This is a genomic window from Cellulomonas sp. McL0606, from assembly GCF_058248365.1.
In genome coordinates this window covers 4,084,850-4,108,386 of record NZ_CM177779.1, presented here as the reverse complement: position 1 = coordinate 4,108,386, position 23,537 = coordinate 4,084,850, and the positions used below count along the sequence as shown (strand labels likewise).

Genomic DNA, 23,537 nt, shown 5'->3' with positions numbered 1-23,537 from the left:
GGTCAGCCGCGCAGGGGTCGGCCGCGTGCGTCCCGGGAGAACCGGCCGCGGCGCACGGACAGGTAGATCAGCCCCTCGAGGAACCCGACGGCGCACACGATGATCGCCGCCAGGCCGAAGGTCATGAACCCGCCGACGACGAAGATCGCGAGCATGGCCAGGCCGCGCTTCCAGTAGCCCAGGTACATCCGGTGCAGGCCGAGGCCGCCCAGGAACACCCCGAGCAGCCCGGCGGTCACGCGGGACCGGATCCACGTCTGCGGCGGTGGCGGGGCGGCGGTCGCCCGGACGGGTGCGTCCTGGACGTCCGGCACCCGACCGACGGGGTAGCGCACGGTGGCCGCGAGGAGCGGGATCTCGTGGGTCGCCGGTCTCGGCGGCATGCGCGTGACGACGGGACGCTCGAACCAGTCGTCGATGCTCGAGGGGCTGTCGATCAGGTCGGTCACGGGTGCTCCCGTGGGTCGCGAGGGCGGGTTCCTAGAGCGTAAACCCGTCGTCCTGTCGGTGCTGCTGCCTAACCTGACCGGATGAGCGACGCGAAGCTTCGAGGACGTCGACCTGACGGGCGCCCGGTTCTCGATGGTGAACCTGACCGGCGCCACGTTCCGGTCGGTCGGGTTTCACGGCGTCGTCATGCGCGACGTCGAGTTCTCGGGCACGACGATCGAGGGCGAGATCGAGGGCCTGGTCATCAACGGCGTCGACGTCGGACCGCTCGTCGACGCCGAGCTGGACCGCCGCTACCCCGAGCGACCCCTGTTCCGGCCGACCACCGCCGACGGCTTCCGTGAGGCGTGGGTCGTCAACGAACGCCTCTGGTCCGCGACCGTGGACCGGGCGCGACGTCTGCCGGCCGAGCGTCTGCACGAGTCGGTGGACGGGGAGTGGTCGTTCATCCAGACGCTGCGTCACCTCGCCTTCGCGTCGGAGTCCTGGGTGGGGCGGGCGGTCCTGGGCGACCCCAGCCCGTGGCACCCGATGTCGTTGCCCTGGGACCAGATGGCACCGCGCCCCGGCGTGCCGCACGACCGGGACGCGCGCCCGACCCTCGACGAGGCGCTCGCGCTCCGGCTGGCGGCGATGACCCTGGTGCGCGGCGTCGTCGACGGCCTGACCGACGAGGTCCTTGACGTCGTCGGCGACCCGCTGGTCGGTCCTGGCTGGCCCGACGAGGGCGACACCTTCACCGCCCGGGCGTGCCTGCGGGTGGTGCTCAACGAGGAGTGGTGGCACCGCCGCTACGCCGAACGTGACCTGTCCGTGCTCGAGCAGCGCGGCTGACCCCGCGACATCCGGGCAAATCGCGCCACCGGCGGCGAATCCCCCGCTACTGTCGGCCCAGGTCCCGGTGCCGTGACCTGCAGGTCTACGTCGTGCGAGAGGGAGGGCTCCCGTGGACGCCCAGAACACGAAGCGGTTCGGCGTGATCGTGCTCGCCGCGAGCCTGCTGCTCACGGCGGCGTGCAGCGGCGGCGGCAACGCGTCGCCGCAGTCGCAGCTGGCCATCGCCCAGGCCAACCTGACCAAGGCCCAGGACTCCCTCGATACCGCCAACAAGGCCGCCGCGGACGCGTCGGCAGCGTTCTGCACCTCGGCGGCGTCGTACATCACGGCGCTCGACCGTTACGGCGACCTGATCAACCAGTCGGCGGTCACCGTGGGTGACGTCGCGACGGGTGGCGCCGACCTCGAGAAGCCCAGCCAGGCGACCCAGGACGCTGCGAAGGACGTGGTGAGCACGCGCGACGACGTCGCGAAGGCCCAGCAGGACGTCGCCGATGCGGAGGCAGCCGTGGCCGCGGCCCAGGCCTCGGCGTCGGGGACCGAGCCGCCGGCGGTGGTCGAGACGCCGACCCCGACTCCCACGCCGCTGATCCCCACGGCGACCGTGGACCGGGTCAAGCAGGCGGAGGCCGACTTCGCGTCGACCAAGGAGGGCATCAGCGACGACACCCCGCTGCGTGAGGCGTCGGAGCAGTTCAACTCGGCGGTCGTCGCCCTGCAGGTGGCGTGGATCCAGCTGTTCGCGCAGTCCGGCTGCCTGTCCGATGAGCGGCAGGCCCAGGCGTCCGACGTGATCCGCAGCTACACGCTCGCCCTGCAGCAGCAGCTGACGGACGCCGGCTACTACACGGGCCCGATCGACGGCATCTTCGGTCCGCTGACCGTCGCCGCGGTCGTCGCCCTGCAGGCGGCGAACGATCTCCCGCAGACGGGCACCGTCGACAGGGCGACGGCCGACGCGCTGGAGGCGACGCTCACCGCCAAGGGCGCGGCCACGGCACAGGCGACGATGCTCACGACCGCCGCGCTGCAGCAGACGCTCAAGCTCGCCGGGTACTGGGACGGCCCGGTGGACGGTCAGTGGTCGGACGCGCTCACGGCCGCCGTCGCGTCGGCGCAGACCAACCTCGGCGTGCCGGCCACGGGCGTGGTCGACTCCGTGACGATCGAGGCGTTCCAGAAGGCGCTGGCCGCGGTGCTCGAACCGGCGCCGGCGCCCTCGTCGACGGACTGACCCTCAGAGCGTCCGGACCATCTCGATCTCCGGACCGATCGCGCCGGTGAGCTCGACGCCTGAGGGGGCGAAGCCGGCGCGACGGTACGCGCCCTCAGCCCGCGGGTTGTCGCGGTGCACGTCGAGCGTGAGCGTGGTGAACCCGTGCTCACGGCACCAGTCCACGGCGGCGTCGAGAAGGTCGTCGATCACCCCGGCGCCGCGGTGCGACGGGCGCACGTAGACGCCGACCAGCAGCGTCCGGTTGCGCTCGATCAGCCGCCCGTGGTGATCCTGCGTGCCGGCGCGCTGAACCAGCACCGTTACCGTCCCCACCCAGGCGTCACCGTCGACCGCGACGAGCTGGGCGGCGTGGTCTCCCTGCGCGGAGCCGGCGGCGCGTGCCTGCCAGTGGTCGTCGGGCGACGCGGAGGCGTTCTCGTACGTGTCGAGGAAGGCGAGGTGCGCGTCCGGGTCCCGGAGCGCGTCGAGCCGCAGCCCGCGCACCAGCGGCCACTCGTCGGCCCGCACCCGCCGGACGGTCGCGGTCACCGGACCACGTCGTAGCACAGGTGCGCCGCGTTGCGCGTCACGACGGTCGCAGCCTCGTCGAGACGGACTCGACCCGGGGACCGTCGAACAAGGGCGTGCCGGCGCCGAGGATCAGCGGCGCGACGTGCAGCTGCACCCGGTCGACGAGCCCCTTGCGCAGCGCCTGGCCGCCCACCGACCCGCCGCCCATGATGACGACCGGCCGCTCGCCGGCCGCCGCGCGGGCCTGGTCGATCGCGTCGCGCAGCCCGGTGGTGACGATCGTCATGCGATCGGTGAGCCGCACGTGCTCGGGTGCCGTGTGGGTCACGACGAAGCACGGCGGCGGGGCGGCTGCGTCGCCCTGGTCGGCGCCGTAGTGCCGTTCGTCGCTCCACCCGTTCGGCCCGTCCACCACGTCGAACGTGTTCCGGCCCATCACGACGGCGCCCGTCGCGGCGGTACCCGCGGCCAGGAGCCGCAGGTCCTCGGGCGTGCGATTGCCGATGGCCCAGGCGTGCAGGGCCAGGCCGTCGTCGCCCAGGCCGTTGTCGGGCCCGGCGTTCGGCGCCGTGACGAAGCCGTCGAGCGAGATGGTGATGTCGAGGATGACGGGCATGCGAACGACGCTAGCCGTCGAGCATCGACCGTGCCGCGCGGATCCGGCGCGCGGGGTCCATGAGCACGGCGACGTCGTCGACCCACTGCTCGACCGTCCCCACCCCCACGGGCAGGGCGCGCACGGCGTCGTCGACGATGCTGCCGGCCACCGCCTCCGGAACGAGTCCGATGCCGCGTGAGCCGCGCTCGAAGAACGGGACGACGGCGGTGTCGACGACGGGGAGCCCGACGTCCCGCTGGACGGCGAGCAGGATCCCGGCGGCGGCGCCCAGGGCGTCCTCGCGCACCGCCCATCCGGAGCCGGCGAGCGCCCGGAGCAGCTGCTCGTGGGCGCGGCCGGCGTGCGAGAGCCGTGAACCCGCGGCCGAACCACTTGGCGTACGGCGGCCACCGGCGTTCGAGCAGGTAGCCGAGGTGCGCGAGGACCCGCACGAGCCGCGCCGTGACGAGCCGCGAGCCCAGGTCGTCGCCCGACGCGCCGGTCCGGGCGACGAACGGCAGCTCGTCGCGGACCCGCACCCAGTCGGTCGCGACGGCGTACCGCCAGACGTCGTCGGGGAGCCACCGAAGCCGGCCACGGACCGCGGTCAGCCGACCGTCGGAGTCCGCGAAGACGGGCCCGGCGGTGACCTCCAGGGCGGCCTGACCGGTCAGGGAGAGCCACTCGTCGAGGCTGGGCGGCTCCGACGCGGCGAAGCCTAGGCGGCCTCGCGCGAACTCCTCGACGCTGTTGACGGCGACGCCGTGGCGCGCCGACGGGTCCCAGGTCGTGGCGAACCGCGTCGGGTGACCGGCAAAGGTCTCGGGCAGCTCGCGGGCCAGGTGCTCGTCCACGGGCACGACGAGCGACGGCTCGACCAGCAGGTCGAGCCGCAGGCCCCAGTCGTGGTCGCGGGAGACCTCGTCGTCGTACCCGAGCACGTCGGACCCACCGCCGAGCCGCGCCGCCGCGTGCGGCAGGCCGGGCCACCGCTTCTCGACGAGGGGTCGAACCACCTGTCCGTAGTACGCGCGCGCCAGGTCGGCGCCGCGGTCAGCCACCGTGCAGGACCTCGTCGGCGAACCGCACGGACCGCTCGCGCAGGCCCTCGATGCGCCGCAGGACCAGCCCGTCGGGATCGTCGCCTGCCTCCACGATCCGCGGGATGCGCCGCACGTTGCGCGAGCAGCCGAACGTCGTGTGGATGAGCGTGCCGACCGTGTCGCCGTTGCGGCCAGACGCGCCGGCACGGCGAGCGACGTAGAGCGAGACCTCGTCCGTGGCGTAGACGTCCTCGCACCACGCGCACACGGCCCGTCGGCGTCCGGCGGTGTCCTCGGGTGCGCGCAGGGCGATGCCGACGGGGGCGTCGCCGACGGTCAGGACCACGTATGCGCGCAGGGGCGCCTTGCGGTCGATCCAGCCGTAGTAGTCGAGGCGGTCCCAGCGGGTCTCGTCGAGGTCGGCGGGCAGCGTCACCTTGGACGCCTCGCCGCGCGAGCAGTTGACGAACGACGCGCGGATCTGGGCTTCGGTCAGGGGCAGCATGTCGTCGTCGATGATGCGCCGGGGCCGTCCACGTGTCCAACCCAATGCGTCACCAGGCCGCGCGGTCCGATCCGAGCGACCGGGCCGGCCGGTCCGTCTCCCAGCGCACGCCGTCGATCGCGACCGGAGCGACGAGACGCCTGGCCGGGCCCCACGACGTGTGCTCGACGGCCGGTGCGACGTCCTGCGGACGTTCGGGCTCGAGCGACGCGTCTGCCGGCGGACCGGTGAGCAGCGCGGCCGTCCGCGCCAGCGAGAGGCGGGCGGACGCCCCTTCGCCGGTCGCGAGCCTGCGCGCCACGCCCTGCAACGCGGCGAACGCCAGGAGGTAGCCGGTGCCATGGTCGAGCGCCTGCACCGGCAGCGGGGTCGGCGAGTCGTGGCCGTAGTGCCGCATGCCCGCGTCCGCGATGCCGGTGCTCATCTGCACGAGGCTGTCGAACCCGCGGCGACCGCGCCACGGGCCGGTCCACCCGTACGCGTCGAGGCTGACGTCGACGAGTCCCGGGCTCAGCTGCCGTCGGGCGTCCGCGCCGAGTCCCAGCCCGTCGAGGGCGCCCGGCCGGTAGCCGTGCACGAGGACGTCGGCGCCGGTCAGCAGCTCGGCGAGCGGCTCGGTGGTCAGGTCGAGCCGGGCGGTGCGCTTGCCGAGCATCACCTCGGGGATGACGCCGGGCTCGTCCCACCAGGGCGGGTCGATGCGGAGCACGTCGGCACCGAGCAGCGCGAGGAACCTCGTGGCGACCGGTCCGGCCAGCACACGCGTCAGGTCGAGCACGCGCAGCCCCGCCAGCGGTCGGGCGGGCGCGAGGGCGAGGTCCAGCGGCGCCGCGCCCGAGGTGGTCCAGTCGATCAGCGGCTCGCCGAGCACGCTGCTCCCGGCCGGCCCGGCGGCCCAGTCGGCGGCGGTCCGCATGACCGCGGCGCACCCGCCGGCCGCGACGACGGCGTCCTCGAGCGCGTCGCCGGCCCACCCCGCGACCGCGTCGGCGACGGCCTCCCGGGTGCCCGCGACCCCGAGCACTCGGAGGGCGGCGTCGCGGTGCACGGGCGCGTTCGTGTGCAGCCGGATCCAGCCGTCGGCGGTGCGGTAGTCGCCCGCGACCGGGTCCCACGGGGGCGGCGGGGCCCAGCCGTCGGGCCGGATCGACATCCCGAACCACATCGACGCCAGCCGCCGGTCCACGTGGACGTCGGCGATCCCCAGGAGGTCGGCCGCGGCGAGACCCGCGGCGCCGACCGTCGCGACGGCGAGCTCGGTGACGGCGAACGCCGAGGGCAGGTCGCCGTGCCCGTCGACCGTCAGGGACGCGGAGGCCGGATGCAGGCCGGCCGCCAGGATCTGGTCGAGCATCCCTCCACTGTAGGAGGCAACCGACGGGTTGCGGTTGACGGTACCCATGTGCAACTCTGGAATTGCACAACCGTCCGCACCCGAAGGGAACGACCCATGAGCCAGCCCGCCGCCGTCATCGACACCGAGAACTACACGGTCACGCGTTCCGTGCACATCAAGGCGACCCCGGACCGCGTCTGGGCCGCGATCACGCGCGGGGACCTGATCACGCAGTGGCTGGGCAACAAGGCGGAGCTGCCCGACCTGCGCGTCGGCGGCGAGGGCGTGTTCGGGTTCGAGGGCTACGGCGAGTTCCCCGTCCGGATCGACGAGGTCGACGAGCCCGCGGTCTTCGCGTTCACCTGGGGCACCCCCGGCCAGCCGCTCGCCGCGGACAACTCCACGCAGGTGCGGTACACGCTGGTCCCCGACGGCGATGCGACCATCCTGTCCGTCGTCGAGTCGGGCTTCGGCCTGCTCAGCCGCGACCCGGTGGTCGCGATGAGCTCCAACCGGGAGGGGTGGACGTCCGAGCTCGACGAGCTGGTCGACTACCTCGAGGGTGCGGCGTGAGCACCACGCTGGTCCCGGTGTTCGCGGCGCTGGCCGACGACACGCGCTGGGCCATCCTCACCGAGCTCGGCCGGGCCGACCTGTCCGCGTCCGCCCTGGCCACGATGGTGCCGGTCACCCGCCAGGCCATCGCCAAGCACCTCACCGTGCTCGCCGACGCCGGTCTGGTGGAGCCCGTGCGCGTCGGCCGCGAGATCCGCTACCGCGCGCTGGGCTCTCGCCTGAACCAGACCGCCCGCGCGCTGGACGCCATCGGTGCCCAGTGGGACCGTCGGCTCTCCGAGATCGCCCGGATCGCCGAGTCGATGGCGGCCGACTGACGACGACGTTCAGCCCGCGTCCGCCGTCACCTCGGCGATCACGTGCCGTGCGTTCGCAGCGAGGACCGGATTGGTGTCGCGGTAGTACGGGAGCTGGACCAGGGCCTGCGCCAGCGCCCGTGCCCGCCCACGCTTCCAGTCCACGTCGTCCACGCCGAGCTCGTCACGGAACACCGCCCGGGCCCGCGTCGGAAGCAGGTTCCACGCGATGCCGAGGTCGAGCGTGGGATCGCCGACGCCGATGCCGGCGAAGTCGATCAGGCCGGTCAACCGGTCGTCGACGAGCAGGAGGTTGCCCGGGGCGATGTCGCCGTGCACCCACGTGCGCTCGCCGGTCCACTCGGCGGTGGCGAGCGCGTCCTGCCAGATCTCGGTGACCAACGCGGCGTCCAGGTCGTCGACGAGTGCGGCGATGTCGCGACGCACCTGCACGTCCCGGTCGGCGAGCGGTCCGGCCTTCTGCGCACCGCCGGTCAGAGGGATCGCGCGCACCTCGCGCACCAGCCCGGCGACGTCTCGCGCCAGCCCGACCGGGTTCGCCAGCTCGCCGAGCACGGGGTTGCGGCCGGGCACCCAGGTGAGCACGGACCACGTCCACGGGTACCCGAGCCCGGGCGACCCGACGGCCAGCAGCCGCGGGATGGTCACCGACAGGTCGAGGCGCGGCAGCCACTGCGCCTCGTGGTCGACGCCGCCCGCGGCCCAGTGGATGCGTGGCATCCGCACGACCATCTCCTCGCCCAGGCGGAACATCGCGTTGTCCGTGCCGCTCGACGGGACCCTGCCGACCGGCATGCCGGACCAGTGCGGCAGCTGGTCGGCGACCAGCCGTCGCACCAGCTCGGCGGGGATCTCCAGCTCGTCGGCATGCATGCGCACCGGCCGAGTCGAGCAGCAACGGGGTCCGGCTGCCAACAGGATTCCGCCGCGCCGAGCCCGACCGAGGGGCCGTCGATAGCCTGACGTGGTGCGAACGATGGGCGGCATCCGGTTCACCGAGTCGTCCGACGAGCAGGACGCCCGGGCGGCGCTCATCGACGCGGAGCGTCGCCGGATCGACACCGACCCGGCCGCGGAGCTGGCCGATCTGGCGGCCATCTACGAGGGGAAGGGTCTGGAACCCGCCCTGGCTCGGCGCGTCGCCGAGGACCTCACGGCGCGGGACGCCCTCGCCGCGCAGCTCGATGCCGAGTACCGGCTGGACGCGATGACTGCGGAGCAGAGCCCCTGGCGTGCGGCGGCCCGGGCGGGTGGCGGGTTCGCGCTCGGCGCCTCGCTGCCGGCCGCGCTCGCGGCCCGATCGGGCCGCGTGCCGGTGCGGCGGGCGGTGCTGCGAACGGTCGGCATCGGGCTGGTCACCATGCTCATCACGATCGCGCTCGGCAGCCTCCTGGACCTGAGCGCGGTAGAGGTCGACCTGGGGATCGACCTGTGATCCGCCTCCCGGACGCGTGTGGCTGTGTGAAGGGCTCGGCACCGGCGACCCCTGTGCGCCACCCGTCGGCGCGAGCCCGCGCCCGCTCGCGCTCGACAGCGGACGCGGCGATCCTGGCGCGATGGACTTCGTGATCACCGGCGAGATCTGGCCCTGGCGCGGTCCGGCGCCGTTCCACTTCGTGACGGTGCCCGCGCCCGAGGCCGCGAGCATCAAGGCGGTCTCGTCGGCGGTGACCTATGGCTGGGGCATGATCCCGGTGCGTGTCGGCATCGGTGGCACGTCGTGGGAGACCGCGCTGTGGCCCAAGGACGGCCTGTACGTGGTGCCGCTCAAGGACTGGGTGCGCAAGGCCGAGGACCTGGAGCTGGGCGACACCGTCACGGTGCGTCTGACGGTGCTGCCCCCGCGCTGAAGGCGGCCGTCCAGAAGTCCACGAACACCGGCGTGGGCTGCGGGGACGTCCACGCGTCGGTCGTCAGCAGGATCGCGATCGTGTCGGTGACGGGGTCCGTCCACCAGGTGGCACCCAGGCCCCCGTCCCACCCGTCTGCCGGCGTGCCGGCCGTCCGGACGGTCTGCGACCGTGACCCCGAGCCCGAGCCCCCATCCCTCGACCCCGTCCGGGTCGTGCGGGCCGACGGCCGGCGCGACGAGCAGGGTCAGAGCCTCGGGCGGGAGGAGCGCGCCGTCGCGCAGGCCGGTCGCGAACGCGTGCAGGTCCGCGACGGTCGAGACCAGCCCACCGGCGGCGTCGGGGAAGGCGCCCGGCCGCGACCACTGCCCCTCGGGCTGGTCGTACACCTGGTCGCCCATCCACACCGGCCCGAGCCGGCCCAGCTGGTCGGCCGGCACGTGGAACCCCGTGTCCCGCATGCCGAGCGGCCGGGTCACGCGCGAGGCCAGCAGGTCCGGCAGCGACTGCCCGGTCGCTCGTGCGACGAGCACCCCGAGCACCTGCGCGCCAGTGTTGTACAGCCACTGCGTACCAGGCTGTACAGAGAGCGGGACGCCACCCACCACCCGCATCCACTCGTCCGGCCCCGGCCCGTGCTGCGGCGCCGGGGGGCCGACCGCCAGACCGCGGTCGACGAGCGCGCCCAGCACGGTGCCTGGGAACGGCCCGGCGAAGTCCATGCCCAGCCCGAGCCGGAACTCGAGCACGTCGCGGACGGTGATGGGCCGGTCGGCGGGGACGGTGTCGTTCAGCGGAGCGTCGGGCGTGCGCAGCACCCGGCGCTCCGCGAGCTCGGGCAGCAGGTGGTCCACCGGGTCGTCGAGCACCAGCGTCCCGTCGTCGACCAGCGTCATCGCGAGCGCCGCGATGACCGGCTTGGTCACCGACGAGATCCGGAAGAGCGCGTCCGGGCCCGACGACCCGGCCGACCCCGTGGCGACCGCCCCCGCGCGGTCGACCAACCACGTCGCCCCGTGCACCCCGTCGCCGATGTGACCCTCGACCGCAGCCCGCACCCCATCCATCCCACCAGCGTGCCGGAACCCTCCGACATCGGCCCGAACGCGGCCACACCGACCTTTCGCAGTACGACTGGGCGCGCGGCCTGCTCGGCCCGGACCTGCAGCGGTTCCCAGCCCGGTAGCGTCGCGGCAGGCGAACGACGACGAAGGGATGCGGGTGCTGAGTCAGGCGATCGGCTCGGTGCTCGCGCTCGCGATGGCGGTCGCCCTGAGCCCGTTCCCGGTGATCGGCGTCGTCCTGATCCTGTCGGGCACGCACGCGCGGCGGAACGGGCCGCTCTTCGCCGCCGGCTGGGTCGTCGGTCTGGCCCTCGTCTCGACGGTCGTTGTCCTGCTGCTCGGCGGTGCCGACGACCCCGACAGCCCGGCGTCGGCGGTGGCCGACTGGTCCCGGGTGGCGGCCGGGGCGGTGATGATCGGCCTCGGGGTGCGCAAGTGGCTGAAACGCCCGAGGGCCGGCGACGAGGTCAAGACGCCCGCCTGGATGGCGTCGCTGCAGGACGCGTCGCCCGGCCGCGCGGTCGTCCTGGGTCTCCTGCTGTCCGGCGGCAACCCGAAGAACGCCGTGCTGACCGCGGCCGCGGTGACGGCCGCGATCGAGACCGGGGTGCACGGCGCCGAGCTGGCGGCCGCCGTCGCGGTGTTCGTCGTGCTCGGGTCGAGCACCGTCCTGGGCGCCGTGGTGGCCAGCCTGCTCGGGGGCCCTGGCGCGGCCGCGACGCTCGAGCGCGTGCGCGTGTTCATGGTCGCCCACAGCGCGGCGATCACGGTGTTCGTCCTGCTGGTCCTCGGTGCCAGCGTGCTGGGCGGCGGCCTCGACGGGCTGGGTCGCTGAGGGGCCGGTGCGCGGCAACCTGTGGACGCGGTGACATGATGGCCCCGCTCGACCGCGACACGGGTGTCGTGGTGCACGGATGCACGGGCCGACGTCGACCACACGGGAGTGACTGCGATGCGCCGAGGGACGAACCTGCCACGCGTGGCCGGGTTCAACCAGACGGTGATCCTCGACGTGGTCCGGCGCGCGGACTCAGGGCTCACCCGCGCCCAGCTCGCCCGGCGCACGGGGTTGTCCGCGCAGACCGTCACCAACGCGACGCGTCGGCTGCTCGAACAGGGTCTGGTGCGTGAGGAGGGCGAGAGCGCGGCCCGGACCGGGGCGTCCGGGCACGCTCCTGCACCTGGACCCGAGCGGTCGGTACGCGATCGGCGTCCACCTCGACCCGGCCGTGATGACGTTCGTGATCCTGGACCTGGCGGGCACGCCGGTCGCGCAGTCGCAGATGCCGACGCCGGTGCCGGAGCAGCCCGACCAGGTGGTCGCGGGCATCGTCGGCGCCATCGAGGACCTGATCGCGTCGGCGGAGATCGACCGCTCGCTGCTGCTCGGCGTAGGCATCGCCACGCCGGGACCCATCGACGTCGATCGCGGTGTGGTCCTCGACCCGCCGCACCTGCCGGGCTGGCACGGCGTCCCGCTCCGCGACGACGTCGCCAGCGGCACCCACCTGCCGGTCATGCTGGACAAGGACACGATCGCGGCCGCGTCCGCGCACCTGTGGAACCCCGGCGTGCACCGGTCGGCGGAGTTCGCGTTCTTCTACCTCGGCACGGGCGTGGCGCTCTCGCTGGTGATCCGCGACGAGGTGGTCCGCGGGGTCTCCGGGAACGCCGGCGAGTCGGGCCATTTCGTCGTCGACCCCACCGGCCCGGACTGCGAGTGCGGGAAGCGCGGCTGCCTGGGTGCCGTCCTGCGGGCCGAGATCCTGGTCCAGCAGGGGCTCGCCGCAGGGGTCCCTCTGGAGGTGGGCGACATGACGGACCCGCGTGACATCAACCTCGCGTTCAGCGCGCTGTGCGCGGCGGCGGACGCGGGCGACGTCGGCGCGATCTCCGTGCTGGAGACGGCCGGTCGCCGGCTCGGCATGGCCTCGACGGTCATCACCGACCTGTGCGACCTCGACACCGTGATCATCGGCGGACCGCTGTGGTCCCGGATGGAGCGGCACGCCATGCCGGGTCTGGCCAAGCTGGTCTCGGAGCATCACGTGCCCAGCGGTGCGCACTCCATCGCCGTGCTGGGATCGCCGTTGGGGTCGCAGGTGGGTGCCGTCGGAGCCGGTTGCCTGGTGCTGAGCCAGGCGTTCACACCGCGGCCGTCCGATCTGATGCTGCTCGCCTGACAGATCCCCACATGTCCGGATCGTTACCGATCCGAGACCTGGAGAGCCTCGACTTTAATAAGTCCTTTCGCGTTAATATTTACCACCAGCGTGCGGCGACGACGCCCGGCACGCGAGGAAGCACAGGAGCAAGGGAGCCCCCATGCGTCTCAAGTCAGCAATGGCAGTGGTCTCGGTGGTGGCTCTCACCGCCCTGACCGCGGCGTGCAGCAGTGGTGACAGCGGCAACGACGCCAGCTCTGGCGCCAGCGGAGGTACTGCGACCGTCAAGGTCGCCTACCAGAAGACCACCGCGTTCCACCAGCTCGACGACATGCTGCAGCAGGCCAAGACCCAGTTCGAGGCCGCGAACCCGAACGTCAAGATCGACCTGCAGCCGATCGAGGCCGAGCAGGACCAGTACTTCACCAAGCTCGCCCTGATGAACGGCTCGCCCTCGACCGCGCCGGACGTCATCTACGAGGACACGTTCCAGATCCGTTCCGACGCGGCGGCCGGCTACCTGGCACCCATCGACGACTACCTGGCCAAGTGGTCCGACTGGTCGCAGTTCTACGACAACGCCAAGCAGGCCGGCCTCGGCGACGACGGCAAGACCTACGGCGTCTCGATGGGCACCGACACGCGCGCGATCTACTTCAACAAGAAGATCTTCGCCCAGGCCGGCCTCCCCGCCGACTGGCAGCCGACGAACTGGGCCGACATCATCACGGCCGCCAAGACCATCAAGTCGAAGGTCCCGGACGTCATCCCGCTGAACATCTACGCGGGCAAGGCGGCCGGCGAGGCCACCACGATGCAGGGCTTCGAGATGCTCCTGTACGGCACGGGCGACACCCTCTACAACACGAAGTCGAGCAAGTGGGTGGTCGGGTCGAAGGGGTTCACCGACTCGCTCGGCTTCATGCACGACGTCTACTCCGACGGGCTCGCGCCCTCGCTCGACGTCGCGCTCGACGCCTCGATCGGCAACCGCGTGAGCACCGAGTTCCTGCCGCAGGGCAAGCTCGCGATGGCGATCGACGGCTCGTGGCTGCCCGGCGGCTGGATCTCGGGCGACAACGCGTGGCCGGCGTGGAACGACACCCTCGGTCTGGCCAAGATGCCGACGCAGGACGGTGCGCAGCCCGGTGTGAACTCGATGTCGGGCGGCTGGACCCTCGCGGTCGGCTCGCACGCCAAGGACAAGCAGGCGGCGTTCGACTTCATCACGACCGCGCTGAACAAGGAGAACACCTTCAAGTACGACACCGAGAACAGCCAGATCGCCGTCCGCAAGGACGTCGCCACGGACCCGGCGTACATCGCGTACAACCCGACGTTCAAGTTCTTCTCGGACCTCGTCGCGGACACGCACTTCCGCCCCGCGACGCCGGACTACTCGCAGATCTCGTCGAACATCCAGGTCGCCGCGGAGGCCATGGCAACCGGCCAGCAGTCGCCGGCGGATGCCGCGAAGGCCTACGACGAGGCCGTCAAGGGCATCGTCGGCGACGACAAGACGACGACGGGCTGACCTGGTGGTTGATCTCGCACTGCCCGCACGGGCAGGCCGTGGCCGGGGGCACGAGTCCCCCGGCCGCGGCGGCGGACCCGCCGCGAGGGGTTCTTCCGGATCCTCCCGCTCGGCCCCGCCGTCGCACTCCTCACGGTCTTCCTGGCCGGCCCGATCGTCTGGTCGCTCTACGGGTCCCTGACCAACACGGCCCTCACGGGCTACAAGGCGGCGAACCCGCAGTTCATCGGGCTCGAGAACTACATCAACCTGCTCTCGAGCCACGACTTCTGGAAGTCCGTCTGGCTCACGGTGCTGTTCGTGTTCGCCTCGGCAGTCATCGGCCAGAACGTGCTCGGGATGTTCCTGGCCCTGCTGATGCGGTCCGCGGCCAAGCCCATGCGGTCCATCGTCGGCGGCCTGGTCGTCTGCGCGTGGGTGCTGCCGGAGATCGTCGCGGCCTTCGCGCTCTACGCCTTCTTCTCTACGGACGGCACGTTGAACACGATGCTCGGCTGGTTCGGCGTGGCCAACACGACATGGCTCATCACGTTCCCGATGTTCGCGGTGATCATGGCGAACATCTGGCGCGGGACGGCCTTCTCGATGATGGTCTACAACGCCGCGCTCGCCGAGGTGCCACCGGAGATCACGGAGGCCGCGGAGATCGACGGCGCGGGCATGTTCCAGCGGTTCTTCCTGATCACGCTGCCGATGATCCGGCGGTCGATCTCGACCAACCTCATGCTCACCACGCTGCAGACGCTCGGCGTCTTCACGCTGATCTGGGTGATGACCGGCGGCGGTCCGGGCACCAACAGCTCCACGCTCCCGGTGCTGGCGTACCAGGAGGCGTTCAAGTTCTCGCAGGTGGGCTACGGAACCGCGATCGCGACCGTGACCCTCCTGATCGGCGCGATCTTCTCGATCGTGTACATCAAGGCGCTCAAGCCGGAGGTGGACTGATGTCGGTCATCGACACCCCGGCCACGGTGGTCCCGCCGACGTTGCGGGAGAGGACGGCCCTGGCCGCACCTCGTGGCCGGAACACCAAGTGGGTCTCGACCGTGATCCTCGGGCTCATCGGCCTGACGTTCCTGGTCCCGCTCGCGTGGATCCTGCTGTCGGCGTTCGACCCGGCCGCGACGGTCGGCGTGAAGGTGCCGTCGCACCCCACGATGGACAACTTCGCCTCGGTGTTCACCTACCAGCAGACGTTGCTGCCGCTGTGGAACTCGTTCGTGATCTCGATGGGCACCGCGCTCATCACGATCATCGTCGCCGTGCTGGCGGCCTACCCGCTGTCGCGCTACCAGATGCGGTTCCGCCGCTCGTTCCTCTACACCATCCTGTTCGCGACCGGCCTGCCGATCACCGCGATGATGGTGCCGGTCTACTCGCTCTTCGTGTACCTGCACCTGCTCGACTCGGTGCCCGGGACCATCTTCTTCATGGCGGCCGCAGGGCTGCCCATGTCGATCTGGATGACGAAGAACTTCATGGACTCGGTGCCGATCTCCCTCGAGGAGGCGGCGTGGGTGGACGGCGCGAGCGCGATGCGGGCCCTGGTCCGGATCGTCCTGCCGCTGATGCGACCCGGGATCGCGGTCGTCTTCATCTTCGCCTTCACGATGGCGTGGGGGAACTTCTTCGTCCCGTTCGTCCTCATCTTCAGCCCGGAGCACCAACCGGCTGCGGTGGCCATCTTCAACTTCTTCGGGACCTACGGCTCGGTCGCGTACGGCAAGCTCGCCGCCTTCTCGATCCTGTACGCCGCTCCCGTCCTGGCGCTCTACCTGTTGGTCCAGAGGCTGTCCGGCGGCTCGTTCGCCATGGCCGGCGCCGTCAAGGGCTGACTCCACACACGTACGGAAAGAGGAGCACGATGCACGGCAACCCCCTGCTCACCGAGGGCCGGATCGACCGATTCGTGGCCGAGCGGATCGTCCCCGCGATCTATCGCGACCGGGTGGCGCTCGACCTGACGGCCTGGTCCGCACCAGGTGAACCGGTGCCGTTCCGCGACGCGGTCGACCAGGCCTACGAGCCCGTGCGCCCGGGCCTGGCGTGGGGCGCACCGTGGAGCACCACCTGGTTCCACGTCACGGGCTCGGTGCCCGAGGGCTGGCCGGCCGCCGGCACGGCCGTCGAGCTCGTCGTCGACCTCGGCTTCAACCGCGACAACCCCGGGTTCCAGGCCGAGGGCCTGGTGTGGCGGGTCGACGGCACGACGATCAAGGGTGTCTCGCCGTTCAACCAGGCCGTGCCGTGGGGTGAGGGCACCTCGATCGACGTGTTCGTCGAGGCCGCCGGCAACCCGAACATCGCGAGCAACTTCGGCTTCGTGCCGACGCCGTACGGCGACCTGGCGACCGCGGGCACCGACCCGCAGTACGACTCAGGTGCGTCGACGTGGCGCTCCGCGACGTCGCGGTCTGGGAGCTCTGGCAGGACCTGACGGCCTTGGTCGGGTTGATGAAGGAGCTGCCCGCCGAGTCGACGCGCGCCGCGAGCATCCGGTACGGGCTCGATGCGGTGATCGACCTGGTCGACCCCCACGACGTGCCGGGCACCGCCGCCGTGGCCCGCGCCGCGCTGCGTCCGCTGCTCGACGCCCCGGCGTCGGCCTCCGCGCACCGCGCGATCGCCGTCGGGCACGCGCACATCGACTCGGCGTGGCTCTGGCCGCTGCGCGAGACGGTCCGCAAGTGTGCCCGCACGTTCTCCAACGTGCTGGCGCTCATGGACGCGGATCCCGACTTCGTGTTCGCATGCTCGTCGGCGCAGCAGTACGCGTGGATGAAGGAGTTCTACCCGGACATCTTCGACCGCATCCGCAAGAAGGTCGCGGCCGGCCAGTTCGTGCCGGTGGGCGGCATGTGGGTCGAGTCCGACACCAACATGCCCGGCTCCGAGGCGATGGCTCGGCAGATGGTGGCCGGCAAGCGGTTCTTCCTGGAGGAGTTCGGCGTCGAGACGCAGGACGTCTGGCTGCCCGACTCCTTCGGCTACTCGGGTGCGCTGCCGCAGATCGTGCGCGCCGCCGGGTCGAGGTGGTTCGTCTCGCAGAAGCTGTCGTGGAACGACACCGACCGGATGCCGCACCACACGTTCACCTGGGAGGGCATCGACGGCTCGCGGGTGCTCACGCACTTCCCGCCGGTCGACACGTACAACTCGGACCTGTCCGCCAAGGAGCTGCTGCACACCGAGGCGAACTTCAACGAGAAGGGCGTCGCCGCGTCGTCGATCGTGCCCTACGGCTGGGGCGACGGCGGCGGCGGCCCGACGCGGGAGATGATCGCGTCCGCGCACCGGTTCGGGAACCTCGAGGGCGCACCGCGCGTCGAGCTGGGCAGCCCGAACACGTTCTTCGAGCGCGCGGAGACCGAGTTCACGCATCCGCCGGTGTGGTCCGGCGAGATGTACCTCGAGTTCCACCGCGGCACGTACACGTCGCAGGCGCGGACCAAGCAGGGCAACCGGCGCACCGAGCACCTGCTGCGGGAGGCCGAGCTCTGGGCGACGACCGCCGCTGTACAGAAGGGGACCGAGTACCCGTACGACGAGCTCGAGACCATCTGGCACACAGCGCTGCTGCACCAGTTCCACGACATCCTGCCCGGCAAGCTCGATCGGCTGGGTGCACCGGCAGGCCGAGGAGACGTACACGCGGATCGGTGCTGAGCTGGAGGCGCTCATCTCGGCGTCGGCCGCGGCCGTCGTCGGCACCGGGGACACAGCCCTGCTGCTCAACGCGGCGCCGCACTCCCGGGACGGCGTCGTCGCACTCGGTGCCGCGCCGGTCGAGGCGCCGGTGGGAGAGCCCGTCCACCTCGTGCGCGAGGACGACGGCACGATCAGCGTGCGCAACGGCCTGATCGACGTGCACGTGACGGCCGGCGGCCAGATCGACTCGCTCGTGGATCTCGTCGCCGACCGCGAGGTGGTCCCGGCGGGCACGCTCGCCAACCTGCTCCAGCTGCACCGGGACACCCCGGCCAAGTGGGACGCGTGGGACATCGACACGGAGTACCGGCGGGTGGGCACGGACCTGCTGGACGCGGACAGCCGCGAGGTGGTGACGGAGACCGCCGACGTCGTCGTGGTGAGGACCACGAGGACGTTCGGCTCCTCGACCCTGGTGCAGGAGCTCACGTTCCGGCGCGGGTCGGCGGCGATCGAGATCGTCACGGACATCGAGTGGCGCGAGCGGCAGAGGCTGCTCAAGCTCGCGTTCCCGCTCGACGTGCACGCCGACCGGTCGGCGGCCGAGACGCAGTTCGGCCACGTGTTCCGCGCGACGCACACCAACACGTCGTGGGACGCGGCCCGGTTCGAGATCTGCGCGCACCGCTGGTTGCACGTGGGCGAGCCCGGCTACGGGGTCTCCGTCGCGAACGACGCCACCTACGGCCACGACGTCACGCGTCGCGAGGGGGGCACGGGCACGACCGTCCGGCTGTCCCTGCTGCGGGCGCCCGTGTTCCCGGACCCGGAGGCGGACCAGGGTCACCACCGGCTGACCACCGTGCTGCACGCCGGCGCCTCCATCGCGGACGCGATCGAGGACGGCTACCGCACCAACCTGCCGGCGCGCGTCGTGCAGGGGGCCGGCCCGGTGACGCCGCTGGTCGTGGTCGACAACCCCGCGATCGTGGTCGAGGCCGTCAAGCTGGCCGAGGACCGCAGCGGTGACGTGATCGTGCGCCTGTACGAGTCGCTCGGGGGGCACGCGAAGGGGACGCTCACGCCGTCGTTCGCGGTCTCCGGTGCCCGGGCGGTCGACCTGCTGGAGCGGGACGTCGAGGCGCCGGGGGTCGCCTCGACCGCGGAAGCGGTGCAGCTCGCACTGCGCCCGTTCCAGATCGTCACCCTGCGTCTGCCGAGGGTCTGAGGGGACACCTGCGGCAGGCGTGGTGCGGCGGCGGGAAGGTCGGCCGCCGCCGCACCTTCATCCCCGCGGCCGGCGTGCCGATACAGGGGGGAGATCCGCGCGGGGCGGGCCGGTAGGGGGAGATCGTGCAGCTGCGTGGCAGGTGGGCCTTCGTCGTCGTGGGGGTCGCACTGCTCGCAGCATGCTCGACGCCTGCACCGGAGGCGCCGAAGGTCCCCATGGACGACCTGGTGCCGGTCGCGGGTACCGGGCCGTCGGGTGACGGCTTGCTGACCTGGTCCGCCGACGCGCACGTGCTCGGACCGCCCAAGGTCGTCGGCGACGTGATCCTCGACTACGTGAGCGCGGGGAACAGCACCGCTGGCCCTGACCGCCTGGTCGGCCTCCGATGGATCCGTGCTGTGGACCATCCCTGCCTCACCGGGCGCCGGGGCGGCCGGCGTGGAGTCGAGCCGGGCACGGTCACCGTCGGCAACCGGACGTTCGCCGCGGTGGACACGGACGCCCCGGCGGGTGGCCACACGATCACGGTCGTCGACATCGTGACCGGCGTACCGGTGGAGTACCACAACTCCGCGACGACGGGGCAGACCTTCCGGTTCATCGCCGGTAGTCGGCCGGACAAGTGCAGCGACGCCGACCCGGGCGCGTTCTGCGTGGTGGGTGGCGTCGGACCCGACGTCACGCAGATGCGGACGTTCCGGCTCGACCCGGTGCAGGCGGTGATCACGGGCGACGCGGAATCGATCCCCGCGAACGCCCGACCGCTCTCGGGTGGCCTGTGGGCGACGAACGACCGTCCGCCGGCGGGCCAGGAGGTCCTCGGGCGGTCCGAGAACGGCGCGACCGTCTGGAGCCACCCCTACGACGAGCTGTTCGGACCCGGCTACTCCTCCGACAGCGGCTGGAACTGGCAGGAGGACCCGAAGAACACGCAGATCATCGGCAGCGTCGCCGCGCACCAGAAGGGCCAGTCCACCTGGGACGTAGCCGCGCAGTCCACCGTGGCGCTGGACGCTGCGACGGGTGCCGTGAAGTGGCGGGTCGACGGGGTCGCACCGGCCTGCCAGGTCGCCGGCGGGTACAGCGTCGACCTCTGGTGCCGCGCGACCGGAACGGCGACCGCCGCGGACGGCGCGCCCATGACTCCGGCCGGCCCCTTCGCCGTGTCGCTCGAGAAGTTCGACCCGGCGACCGGGTCGGTGGTGTGGAGCGCGCCTCTGGGGGACGCGCCCGGCGCGATCTTCTCGAGCATGGGCACCGCCTACGCCGGGAACGACCAGTACCGGATGGTCGGCAGCGCCGGAACCATCGTGCGGATCCGGCTGTCCGACGGCTCCATCACGCCCGTGGGCCCCGACGAGATCGTCGGCTGCCTGGCGACGACCGAGTACCAGTACCACGAGGGCGGGATCCCGTCCCTCGCGGAGATCACGTACCCCGGTCTCGACGTCGTGCAGCTGTGCCATGTCGACGGGACACCCGCGGGCGGCTCCGAGGTCACCACCCGGTTGCTGCAGGTCGTGGGCACGCCTGTGCACGCGGGCCTGGTCGTCCTCGCGACGCCCGCCGGGCTGCGGGCGTACCGCGTCCCCTGAGTCCGGGGGTCGTGAACCCTCCCGGGCTACGGGTGTCGATCCGCGGGCCGCAGGTCCGCGGCGACCGGACGCCGTCGGAGGGATTAGCCTCGACGGTGGACGAAACCACCGAGAGGACCACACCGCCGTGAAGACCTTCACCCTGCCCGGGACCGATCTGGTCGTGCCCAACGTCGTGCTGGGCATGATGCGTATCCAGGACAAGACCGACGACGAGGTGCGCACGCTCGTGGGCGCCGCGCGCGACTCCGGCATCGCGTTCCTCGACCACGCCGACGTGTACGGCTCCGACCTGCACGGCTGCGAGACCCGGTTCGCGGAGGCGCTCCAGCTGACCCCGGCCGACCGTGCCGAGCTGGTCATCCAGACCAAGGCCGGCATCGTGCGCGAAGGGCCGTACTTCGACTTCTCGTACGACCACCTGATCGCATCGGTCGACGGCTCGCTCGCCGCGCTCCAGACCGACTACATCGACATCCTGCTGCTGCACCGCCCCGACGCCCTGGTCGAGCCCGAGGAGGTCGCGCGCGCGTTCGACGCTCTCGAGGCGTCCGGCAAGGTGCGCGCGTTCGGCGTCTCCAACCAGACGCCGGGGCAGATCGAGCTGCTGCGCAAGTACGTGAAGCAGCCGATCGTGGCCAACCAGCTGCAGCTGTCCATCACGCATGCGCCGCTCGTGGCGCAGGGCGTCGCGTCGAACATGCTCGACCTGGACCAGTCGATCAGCCGCGACAACGGCATCGTCGACTACTGCCGCCTGCACGACATCACCATCCAGGCGTGGTCGCCGTTCCAGGCCAAGTTCTTCACGGGCGTCTTCCTGGACAACCCCGAGTACGCCGAGCTCAACGCGGTCATCGACCGGCTGGCCGCACAGTACGACGTGCCCCCGATCGCCGTCGCCACCGCGTGGATCACGCGGCACCCCGCGCGGATGCAGGTGGTCCTGGGGACGACGAGCCCCGAGCGCGTCCGGGGCGCAGCACTCGGTTCCGACCTGCCGCTGACCCGCGCCGAGTGGTACGACCTCTTCCGCGCCGCCGGGCACGTGGTGCCGTAGACGCTCGCGGCGGCCGAGGTCAGAAGATCCCGGCCGCCGCTCGCAAGATCCCGAACAGACCGACGCCTCGTCCCGGCGGCGTGACGCGGGCGGAGATCCGGACGGGCATCTGGAGCCGTCGGGTCGCGAGGACGGTCGTCACTCGCACGTCGTCGTCCGTGGCGACGACGGTCGCCCATGACGCCATGGCACGGGCGGCGTGGGTCATGGCGCGCAGCCTAGGTGCCCGTCTGCCCCCTGGATCTCGGACCGGTGTCGGTGGTCGATCGTACACTTGTTCGAGCGATCAAGCTCGGGCGGGGGGCGACGATGACGGTAGTGATGGATCAGGCGGGCACGACCGGTGTGCCCGCGGGTCGGTGGTCGGAGCCTGAGCCTGGGTCGGCGTTTCCGCTGTTCCCGGCCGGTTCGACGAGCCCGCGTGAGCTGTCCGCGGTGCTCGAGGCTCTCGCAGTGGCGGATCTGTCGGATGGGGATCTGTTCAGCGCTCTCGCGGGCTGGCAGCAGGTGATCTGCGCGGCCCAGGCAGCGCAGGCCGTCGTGCTGCAGGAGATGACCGCTCGGGCCAGCGTGCCTGACCAATGGATCGCGGACCATGTGGCGACGCAGCTGGTGTGCACGCGGCGGGTCGCGGACGACCTGGTAGCCCGGGCGTGCCTGACCGGGTCCCGGCCAGTGCTGCAGGACGCGTGGGCGGCGGGGCTGCTCGATGCGCGCAAGGTCGATGTGGTGGTCAAGGAGATCGCGTTCCTGAACCAGGACGCGGCGGCGGTCGAACCGACGGTGCTTGCTGACGCGGTCGCGCACGCGGGGGTGCTCACGGCCCCGCAGCTGGGGCAGCGGGTCCGCCGCCAGGTGTTGGCCGTGGACGGTCGGGCAGCGGAGGCGCGCCGGGTGCGGGCGGTCGCGGACCGGTGTGTGACGTTGACGCCCGGAGTGGACGGCATGGCGTGGTTGACGGCACTGCTGCCCGCCCAGGTCGCCACCGCCGCGTTCACCGTCCTTGACGCCCTGGCCGGGACCACCCACGTGGACGGGGATCAACGGACCGCGGATCAACGGCGCGCCGACGCTTTCGGAGACGTGTTCATGAGCGTGCTCGAACGGCAGGCGACGCCGGACGGGTCCCCGTTGCCCCGCCGGCATGGTCAAGCAGTCACGATCAACGTCACGGTCGCGGCCAGCACCCTGCTAGGTCGCGATGATGCGCCGGGGTTCCTGGACTCGTTCGGCCCGATCCCCGCCGGCCTCGCACGGGACCTCGCGCAGGACGGGACGTGGCGACGGGTCCTGACCGACCCGGCAACCGGTCTGGTGTGCGAGGTCGGCGGCGTGACGTACCGGCCGGGCGCGGATCTGACCCGCACGGTGATCGCGCGTGACGTGACGTGCACCTTCCCGGGATGCCGCCAGCCCGCAGCACGATGCGATCTGGACCACCGGGTCCCCTTCGACCCGACCCGTCCGGCAGCTGATCAGACCTGTGTGGAGAACCTGCACGCGTTGTGCCGGCACCACCACCAGGCCAAGACCGAAAAGGCCTGGAACGTCACCTTCGACAAGGCGACCGGGATCTCCACCTGGACGTCCTGGCTCGGCATCACCACCTACAACCACCCGACCCCGATCCACGTCGACCCCAGCGCCCTTGAGCACCACCCCCCACCAGCGAGACCACCAACGACGCACGACCAACCACCACCCTTCTAGCTCGGCCAAGCTCCCGGGGACGGCAGTCCGACCAGCCGCCGGGTCGTGGAGGTGTGCGCCGCCCGCGCTCTGAGGTGATCGTCTCGGTACCAGGTACCAGGTACCAGGTACCAGGTACCAGGTACCAGGCATCGGGCATCGGGCATCGGGCACCGGGCACCGGGCACCGGGTGGCGGTGCGCAGGTGGGCGCGTTGTGCACGGTCCTTCCCCCTCGGTGTCGACCTAGCCGGACCAGCGGGTCGGTGACAGACGGTCGGCGTATACAGGAG

At 71.9% G+C, this 23,537-nt stretch carries 22 protein-coding genes and 4 pseudogenes; 16 read left to right on the top strand and 10 right to left on the bottom strand.

Annotated elements, in window-relative coordinates; translation table 11 throughout:
- Positions 1 to 2: 2 nt before the first annotated feature.
- Positions 3 to 449, bottom strand: coding sequence for an NINE protein (locus tag AC38ZX_RS21100; RefSeq protein ID WP_491295791.1), 447 nt, complete (start codon positions 447 to 449; stop codon positions 3 to 5).
- A 133-nt stretch (positions 450 to 582) separates the two neighbouring features.
- Between AC38ZX_RS21100 and AC38ZX_RS21095 the strand changes: the two genes are divergently transcribed.
- Together AC38ZX_RS21095 and AC38ZX_RS21090 are read left to right on the top strand one after the other, a co-directional pair.
- Positions 583 to 1,284, top strand: a complete 702-nt coding sequence (locus AC38ZX_RS21095; RefSeq protein ID WP_491295790.1) for a DinB family protein — start codon at positions 583 to 585, stop codon at positions 1,282 to 1,284.
- A 112-nt stretch (positions 1,285 to 1,396) separates the two neighbouring features.
- Positions 1,397 to 2,521 carry a peptidoglycan-binding domain-containing protein gene (locus AC38ZX_RS21090; protein ID WP_491295789.1) on the top strand — a complete coding sequence of 375 codons (1,125 nt, stop codon included), beginning with the start codon at positions 1,397 to 1,399 and terminating at the stop codon, positions 2,519 to 2,521.
- Positions 2,522 to 2,524: 3 nt separating this feature from the next.
- Here AC38ZX_RS21090 and AC38ZX_RS21085 read toward each other — a convergent pair whose 3' ends face one another.
- The 6 genes and pseudogenes from AC38ZX_RS21085 to AC38ZX_RS21060 all read right to left on the bottom strand — a co-directional run bounded on the left by AC38ZX_RS21085 (position 2,525) and on the right by AC38ZX_RS21060 (position 6,534).
- Complete coding sequence (locus AC38ZX_RS21085; RefSeq protein WP_491295788.1) at positions 2,525 to 3,052, bottom strand: GNAT family N-acetyltransferase; 528 nt, start codon at positions 3,050 to 3,052, stop codon at positions 2,525 to 2,527.
- 37 nt (positions 3,053 to 3,089) lie between these two features.
- The gene (locus tag AC38ZX_RS21080) at positions 3,090 to 3,650 is read right to left on the bottom strand and encodes a dihydrofolate reductase family protein (RefSeq protein ID WP_491295787.1); all 561 of its coding nucleotides are present in this window, start codon (positions 3,648 to 3,650) and stop codon (positions 3,090 to 3,092) included.
- A 10-nt stretch (positions 3,651 to 3,660) separates the two neighbouring features.
- Entirely contained in the window at positions 3,661 to 3,939 is a 279-nt protein-coding gene (locus AC38ZX_RS21075) for a hypothetical protein (protein ID WP_491297554.1), read from the bottom strand.
- Between the two features lie 139 nt (positions 3,940 to 4,078).
- Positions 4,079 to 4,486: pseudogene (locus tag AC38ZX_RS21070) on the bottom strand (DUF4037 domain-containing protein); the annotation flags it as partial.
- A 199-nt stretch (positions 4,487 to 4,685) separates the two neighbouring features.
- On the bottom strand, positions 4,686 to 5,180 hold the full coding sequence (locus tag AC38ZX_RS21065; protein WP_491295786.1) for an FBP domain-containing protein: 495 nt from the start codon (positions 5,178 to 5,180) through the stop codon (positions 4,686 to 4,688).
- Between the two features lie 49 nt (positions 5,181 to 5,229).
- Positions 5,230 to 6,534 (bottom strand): CoA transferase, encoded by a 1,305-nt coding sequence (locus AC38ZX_RS21060; protein WP_491295784.1) that lies wholly within the window; start codon positions 6,532 to 6,534, stop codon positions 5,230 to 5,232.
- 96 nt (positions 6,535 to 6,630) lie between these two features.
- Here AC38ZX_RS21060 and AC38ZX_RS21055 point away from each other — a divergent pair, with 96 nt between their 5' ends.
- On the top strand, positions 6,631 to 7,089 hold the full coding sequence (locus tag AC38ZX_RS21055) for an SRPBCC domain-containing protein (protein WP_491295782.1): 459 nt from the start codon (positions 6,631 to 6,633) through the stop codon (positions 7,087 to 7,089).
- Positions 7,086 to 7,409, top strand: a complete 324-nt coding sequence (locus AC38ZX_RS21050; RefSeq protein WP_491295781.1) for an ArsR/SmtB family transcription factor — start codon at positions 7,086 to 7,088, stop codon at positions 7,407 to 7,409. The genes AC38ZX_RS21055 and AC38ZX_RS21050 overlap by 4 nt, the downstream gene beginning before the upstream one ends.
- A 9-nt stretch (positions 7,410 to 7,418) precedes the next feature.
- On the opposite strand, the gene AC38ZX_RS21045 is transcribed toward AC38ZX_RS21050, so the two are convergent.
- Entirely contained in the window at positions 7,419 to 8,282 is an 864-nt protein-coding gene (locus AC38ZX_RS21045) for an aminoglycoside phosphotransferase family protein (RefSeq protein WP_491297518.1), read from the bottom strand.
- A gap of 103 nt (positions 8,283 to 8,385) precedes the next feature.
- Here AC38ZX_RS21045 and AC38ZX_RS21040 point away from each other — a divergent pair, with 103 nt between their 5' ends.
- On the top strand, positions 8,386 to 8,844 hold the full coding sequence (locus AC38ZX_RS21040; RefSeq protein WP_491295780.1) for a VIT1/CCC1 transporter family protein: 459 nt from the start codon (positions 8,386 to 8,388) through the stop codon (positions 8,842 to 8,844).
- Positions 8,845 to 8,965: 121 nt separating this feature from the next.
- Positions 8,966 to 9,178: pseudogene (locus AC38ZX_RS21035) on the top strand (DUF1905 domain-containing protein); the annotation flags it as partial.
- Here AC38ZX_RS21035 and AC38ZX_RS21030 read toward each other — a convergent pair.
- Positions 9,082 to 10,326 (bottom strand): serine hydrolase domain-containing protein, encoded by a 1,245-nt coding sequence (locus AC38ZX_RS21030; RefSeq protein WP_491295779.1) that lies wholly within the window; start codon positions 10,324 to 10,326, stop codon positions 9,082 to 9,084. The pseudogene AC38ZX_RS21035 and the gene AC38ZX_RS21030 sit on opposite strands and share 97 nt — an antisense overlap.
- 148 nt (positions 10,327 to 10,474) lie before the next feature.
- On the opposite strand from AC38ZX_RS21030, the gene AC38ZX_RS21025 reads away from it, so the two are divergent.
- The 9 genes and pseudogenes from AC38ZX_RS21025 (at position 10,475) to AC38ZX_RS20985 (ending at position 21,556) form a co-directional block, all read left to right on the top strand.
- The gene (locus AC38ZX_RS21025) at positions 10,475 to 11,158 is read left to right on the top strand and encodes a GAP family protein (RefSeq protein ID WP_491295777.1); all 684 of its coding nucleotides are present in this window, start codon (positions 10,475 to 10,477) and stop codon (positions 11,156 to 11,158) included.
- 117 nt (positions 11,159 to 11,275) lie between these two features.
- Positions 11,276 to 11,398 (top strand): annotated as a pseudogene (locus AC38ZX_RS21020) (ROK family transcriptional regulator); the annotation flags it as partial.
- 52 nt (positions 11,399 to 11,450) lie between these two features.
- Positions 11,451 to 12,506 (top strand): ROK family protein, encoded by a 1,056-nt coding sequence (locus AC38ZX_RS21015; protein ID WP_491295776.1) that lies wholly within the window; start codon positions 11,451 to 11,453, stop codon positions 12,504 to 12,506.
- Positions 12,507 to 12,648: 142 nt separating this feature from the next.
- Positions 12,649 to 14,022: an extracellular solute-binding protein gene (locus AC38ZX_RS21010; protein ID WP_491295775.1), complete on the top strand. Its 1,374-nt coding sequence runs from the start codon at positions 12,649 to 12,651 to the stop codon at positions 14,020 to 14,022.
- A gap of 99 nt (positions 14,023 to 14,121) precedes the next feature.
- Complete coding sequence (locus tag AC38ZX_RS21005; protein WP_491297516.1) at positions 14,122 to 14,967, top strand: carbohydrate ABC transporter permease; 846 nt, start codon at positions 14,122 to 14,124, stop codon at positions 14,965 to 14,967.
- Positions 14,967 to 15,857 carry a carbohydrate ABC transporter permease gene (locus AC38ZX_RS21000; RefSeq protein ID WP_426593729.1) on the top strand — a complete coding sequence of 297 codons (891 nt, stop codon included), beginning with the start codon at positions 14,967 to 14,969 and terminating at the stop codon, positions 15,855 to 15,857. The genes AC38ZX_RS21005 and AC38ZX_RS21000 overlap by 1 nt, the downstream gene beginning before the upstream one ends.
- Before the next feature lie 29 nt (positions 15,858 to 15,886).
- Positions 15,887 to 18,898 (top strand): annotated as a pseudogene (locus tag AC38ZX_RS20995) (alpha-mannosidase).
- A 218-nt stretch (positions 18,899 to 19,116) separates the two neighbouring features.
- Entirely contained in the window at positions 19,117 to 20,496 is a 1,380-nt protein-coding gene (locus AC38ZX_RS20990; RefSeq protein WP_491295773.1) for a hypothetical protein, read from the top strand.
- A 127-nt stretch (positions 20,497 to 20,623) separates the two neighbouring features.
- Positions 20,624 to 21,556, top strand: a complete 933-nt coding sequence (locus AC38ZX_RS20985) for an aldo/keto reductase (protein WP_426593723.1) — start codon at positions 20,624 to 20,626, stop codon at positions 21,554 to 21,556.
- A gap of 19 nt (positions 21,557 to 21,575) precedes the next feature.
- On the opposite strand, the gene AC38ZX_RS20980 is transcribed toward AC38ZX_RS20985, so the two are convergent.
- Complete coding sequence (locus AC38ZX_RS20980; RefSeq protein ID WP_491295772.1) at positions 21,576 to 21,764, bottom strand: hypothetical protein; 189 nt, start codon at positions 21,762 to 21,764, stop codon at positions 21,576 to 21,578.
- Between the two features lie 14 nt (positions 21,765 to 21,778).
- Between AC38ZX_RS20980 and AC38ZX_RS20975 the strand changes: the two genes are divergently transcribed.
- A complete protein-coding gene (locus tag AC38ZX_RS20975; protein ID WP_491295771.1) occupies positions 21,779 to 23,266 on the top strand; it encodes an HNH endonuclease signature motif containing protein in 1,488 nt (495 codons plus the stop codon).
- The last annotated feature ends 271 nt before the right edge of the window (positions 23,267 to 23,537 follow it).